Origin of the sequence: Coprococcus sp. ART55/1, assembly GCF_000210595.1 — a bacterium.
GTDB classification, from domain to species: Bacteria; Bacillota; Clostridia; order Lachnospirales; family Lachnospiraceae; genus Coprococcus; species Coprococcus aceti.
The window spans coordinates 1,683,075-1,687,911 of the sequence record NC_021018.1 but is presented as its reverse complement, the minus strand read 5'-3'; the positions used below and the strand labels follow the sequence as shown (position 1 = coordinate 1,687,911).

The 4,837-nt window shown below is 44.0% G+C and carries 4 protein-coding genes and 1 riboswitch; all 4 genes read left to right on the top strand.

What is annotated here, in order from left to right; genetic code table 11:
- Positions 1 to 1,829: elongation factor G (gene fusA, locus CCU_RS07745; RefSeq protein WP_208896099.1), on the top strand; the 1,829-nt coding region annotated here is incomplete at its 5' end.
- A gap of 201 nt (positions 1,830 to 2,030) precedes the next feature.
- Entirely contained in the window at positions 2,031 to 3,218 is a 1,188-nt protein-coding gene (gene tuf, locus CCU_RS07740; protein ID WP_004850603.1) for an elongation factor Tu, read from the top strand.
- Positions 3,219 to 3,494: 276 nt separating this feature from the next.
- Positions 3,495 to 4,064 (top strand): helix-turn-helix domain-containing protein, encoded by a 570-nt coding sequence (locus CCU_RS07735; RefSeq protein ID WP_015534190.1) that lies wholly within the window; start codon positions 3,495 to 3,497, stop codon positions 4,062 to 4,064.
- Positions 4,065 to 4,225: 161 nt separating this feature from the next.
- A riboswitch (purine riboswitch) is annotated at positions 4,226 to 4,324 on the top strand.
- Between the two features lie 91 nt (positions 4,325 to 4,415).
- Positions 4,416 to 4,837, top strand: a 422-nt coding sequence (locus tag CCU_RS07730; RefSeq protein WP_208896365.1) for an NAD(P)-binding protein, incomplete at its 3' end; no start/stop codon positions are given.

The following is a 4,837-nucleotide window of genomic DNA, read 5'->3' as shown; positions in this document are numbered from 1 at the left end:
GACACGTTGACTTCACTGTTGAGGTTGAGCTTTCACTTCGTGTACTTGACGGAGCTGTAGGTGTATTCGATGCTAAGGCTGGTGTAGAGCCTCAGTCAGAGAACGTATGGCGTCAGGCTGACACATACAATGTACCTCGTATGGCATTCATCAACAAGATGGATAAAATGGGTGCAGACTTTTTCTACTCAGTTCAGACAATCATTGATCGTCTGGGCAAGAATGCAATTCCAGTACAGATCCCTATCGGAAAAGAGTCAGACTTCATCGGTCTGATCGATCTGTTCGAGATGGAAGCATACTACTACAAAGATGATAAGGGCGAGGACATCGAGATCACAACTATCCCTGATGACCTTAAGGAGCTTGCAGACAAGTGGCATGAGAACCTTGTCGAGAAGATCTGCGAGTTAGATGACGACTTAATGATGATGTACCTTGAGGGCGAGGAGCCATCAATCGATGAGATGAAGAAGGTTCTTCGTAGAGCAACTATCGCATGTGAGGCAGTTCCTGTATTCCTTGGTTCAGCTTACAAGAACAAGGGTGTTCAGAAGATGCTTGACGGTGTTATCGAGTACATGCCAGCACCAACAGATATCCCTGATATCACAGGTGTTGATCCAGACGGTAACGAGGTTGTTCGTCATTCATCAGATGATGAGCCATTCTCAGCTCTTGCATTCAAGATCATGACAGATCCATTCGTTGGAAAGCTTGCATTCTTCAGAGTTTACTCAGGTACACTGAACTCAGGTTCATATGTACTGAATGCAACAAAGGATAAGAAGGAGCGTGTAGGACGTATCGTACAGATGCATGCCAACGCTCGTAAAGAGATTGATAAGGTTTACTCAGGAGATATCGCAGCTGCTGTAGGTTTCAAGCTTACAACTACAGGTGACACAATCTGTGATGAGCAGCATCCAGTTATCCTTGAGTCAATGGAATTCCCAGAGCCAGTTATCGAGCTTGCTATCGAGCCTAAGACCAAGAATGATCAGGGTAAGATGGGTGAGGCACTCGCAAAGCTTGCTGAGGAGGATCCTACATTCAAGGCTCATACAGACAAAGAGACAGGACAGACAATCATTGCCGGAATGGGTGAGCTTCACCTTGAGGTTATCGTTGATCGTCTTCTCCGTGAGTTCAAGGTTGAGGCAAACGTTGGTGCACCTCAGGTTGCTTACAAGGAGACATTCACAAAGCCAGTTGATATCGACAGCAAGTATGCTAAGCAGTCAGGTGGTCGTGGACAGTACGGTCATTGTAAGGTTAAGTTCGAGCCTATGGATCCTAACGGTGAGGAGACATTCAAGTTCGAGTCAACAGTTGTCGGTGGTGCTATTCCTAAGGAGTACATCCCAGCAGTTGGAGAGGGTATCGAAGAGGCAGCTAAGGCTGGTATCCTTGGCGGCTACCCAGTACTTGGTGTTTATGCTAACGTATACGATGGATCATACCATGAGGTCGATTCATCAGAGATGGCATTCCACATCGCTGGTTCTATGGCATTCAAGGAGGCTATGGCTAAGGCTGACCCAGTTCTTCTTGAGCCTATCATGAAGGTTGAGGTTACAATGCCTGAGGAGTACCTCGGTGATGTAATCGGAAGCTTAAATGCTAAGAGAGGCCAGATCGAGGGTATGGATGATATCGGCGGTGGTAAGATCGTCAGAGCATTCGTTCCACTTGCAGAGATGTTCGGATACTCAACAGAGCTTCGTTCATCAACACAGGGTCGTGGTAACTACTCAATGTTCTTTGAGAAGTACGCTCAGTGTCCAAAGAGCATTCAGGAGAAGGTTATCGCAGAGCATTCTAAGTAAGATATTTGACGAAAGACATTTTCCTGGGCTTTCAGGTCATATAAATAAAAAATTATATATGCTGGCAGGTTAAAGATTACATATCGTTAGCCTGCTGGTATAAAGAGATAAAAAATGGTTGAAAATCTCTAGTATTTTCTATATAATGATTTTTAGCCGAGTAACCCGCGTGGGGTAAAATTTTAAGGAGGATTTTATATCATGGCAAAGGAAAAGTTTAATAGAAGTAAGCCACATTGTAACATCGGTACAATCGGACACGTAGATCACGGTAAGACTACTCTTACAGCTGCTATCACAAAGGTTCTTTCAGAGAGAGTTGCTGGTAACACAGCTACAGATTTCGAGAACATTGATAAGGCTCCAGAGGAGAGAGAAAGAGGTATCACTATCTCTACAGCTCACGTTGAGTACGAGACAGAGAAGAGACATTACGCACACGTTGACTGTCCAGGACATGCTGATTACGTTAAGAACATGATCACTGGTGCAGCTCAGATGGATGGTGCTATCCTTGTTGTTGCTGCTACTGATGGTGTTATGGCTCAGACAAAGGAGCATATCCTTCTTTCACGTCAGGTTGGTGTTCCTTACATCGTTGTATTCCTTAACAAGTGTGATATGGTAGACGATGAGGAGCTTATCGAGCTCGTTGAGATGGAAGTTACAGAGCAGCTTGAGGAGTACGGATTCAATGATTGTCCTATCGTTAAGGGTTCAGCTCTTAAGGCTCTTGAGGATCCAATGGGACCTTGGGGAGACAAGATCATGGAGCTTATGGATACAATTGATTCATATATTCCAGATCCACAGAGAGATACAGATAAGCCATTCATCATGCCTGTAGAGGACGTATTCACAATCACAGGTCGTGGTACAGTTGCTACTGGTAGAGTAGAGGCTGGTGTAATTCACCTCAATGATGAAGTTGAGATCGTTGGTATCAAGCCAGAGATCCAGAAGACAACAGTAACAGGTATCGAGATGTTCAGAAAGCTCCTTGACGAAGGTCAGGCTGGTGATAACATCGGTGCCCTTCTTCGTGGTATCAAGAGAGAGGATATCGTAAGAGGACAGGTTCTTTGTAAGCCAGGTTCAATTACATGTCATACAAAGTTCACAGCACAGGTTTACGTTCTGACAAAGGACGAGGGTGGTCGTCATACACCATTCTTCAACAACTATCGTCCACAGTTCTACTTCAGAACAACAGACGTTACAGGTGTATGTAACCTTCCAGCTGGTACAGAGATGTGCATGCCTGGTGATAACGTAGAGATGACAATCGAGCTCATCCACCCAATCGCTATGAGCCAGGGTCTTACATTCGCTATCCGTGAGGGTGGTAGAACTGTAGGTTCAGGAAGAGTTGCAACTATCATCGAGTAATCGCTGATAAACCGCATAAATAAAGGATTTTCAGACCTTCGAGGGTTCGCCCTCGGAGGTCTTTTTTCTTGTCCGAAAATGGGGGGGGCCGTTATTTTGACCTTGTATTAGCTGAAAACAGCCAATTCCCGCATCATGTCCTGTAAAAAACACTCGAAAAACACTATTCTGTCAATGAATGTGTCAAGTTTTTAGCAAAAGCTTGACATGTAGCATCAGCCCTTGCCGAAGGCAACTTAAAATGGGCTGATGTTCAATAGAAAGGAGGCAACAGATATGGATCAGAAAAAGTCCGGTTCATTCCTAAGAGAACTGAGAAAGGAAAAACAGCTTACCCAGGAACAGCTTGCTGAGCGATTTGGAGTAACAAGCCGCAGTGTGTCAAGGTGGGAGACAGGCAGCAATATGCCGGATCTCAGTATCCTGGTGGAACTGGCAGATTTCTATGATGTTGATATCAGGGATATCATTGATGGAGAAAGGAAGGGTGAGGACATGAATAAGGAAGAGAAAGAGAGATTGCAGCTTGTAGCGGATTATGCAGAAACTGAGAAGAATACATTGTTGATGAGGTTGCGTATATTTAGCATAGTGGGGTTGATTTCACTGATTGCAGGATTGACGATGATGGTGATCAGCAGAGATAACAATCTTCCGGTCTATGATTATTTGATGGGGACGCTTATGGGAGTTGCTATAGGTGCGTTGCTGGTTGCGGTGTTCTATTCAACCGGAGTTTTAGAAAACATGAGGAAGCGAAAAAGAACACTTATGAAAGTGCTTTTGGTAATAAGCATATTAATCCTGCTTGGAACATTCATCGCGGCAATCATAGCATCGTTATGATATATATAATGAGCATTGCGACGGTTGAGCTTGCGCAAACTAAATGTAATATGCTATAATTTTTAAGGATGCAATGTGGACGATCAGTTTGTGGCATCCACATGAGCACAGATATTTTGCGTGAGATATAGTAAATATGAATAGTGCAATCATTTTTTATGACGAAAGAATTACAATTATATATGTATAAGCCCATAATATGGTTGGGCGTATCTACCAGCTACCGATAATATTTGACTACGACATGGATTGCCGTGGTCAACTATATTTTTGTGTAAAAATATGTGTGTGGATACAGAGTATGGATGGGGTTTTAACAAAAAATATAAAATGATTTTGGAGGGTGCGCGTATGAGGTATGATGTGATAATTATTGGAGCAGGACCAGGAGGAATATTTTCTGCATATGAGCTGACAAAGCAGGCTCCGGATCTCAAGGTTGCAGTGTTTGAGGCTGGACATGAGCTTAAGAGAAGAAAATGTCCGATAGACGGCACAAAGACCAAGAGCTGCGTGGGATGTGATAGCTGTTCGATCATGAGCGGATTTGGCGGTGCAGGTGCATTTTCCGATGGAAAGTACAATATTACAAATGACTTTGGCGGAAGTCTGTATGAGTACATCGGCAAGAACGAGGCCATAGACCTCATGAAGTATGTGGATGATATCAATATGGAGTACGGCGGAGAGGGTACGAAGCTTTATTCCACTGCCGGCACAAGATTCAAGACAGTGTGTCTGCAGAACAGGCTTCATCTGCTTGATGCTTCGGT

Excerpts from the sequence above, each read along its gene's own strand:
- tuf (WP_004850603.1), top strand. The coding sequence starts at position 2,031 with ATGGCAAAGGAAAAGTTTAATAGAAGTAAGCCACATTGTAACATCGGT.
- CCU_RS07735 (WP_015534190.1), top strand. The coding sequence starts at position 3,495 with ATGGATCAGAAAAAGTCCGGTTCATTCCTAAGAGAACTGAGAAAGGAA.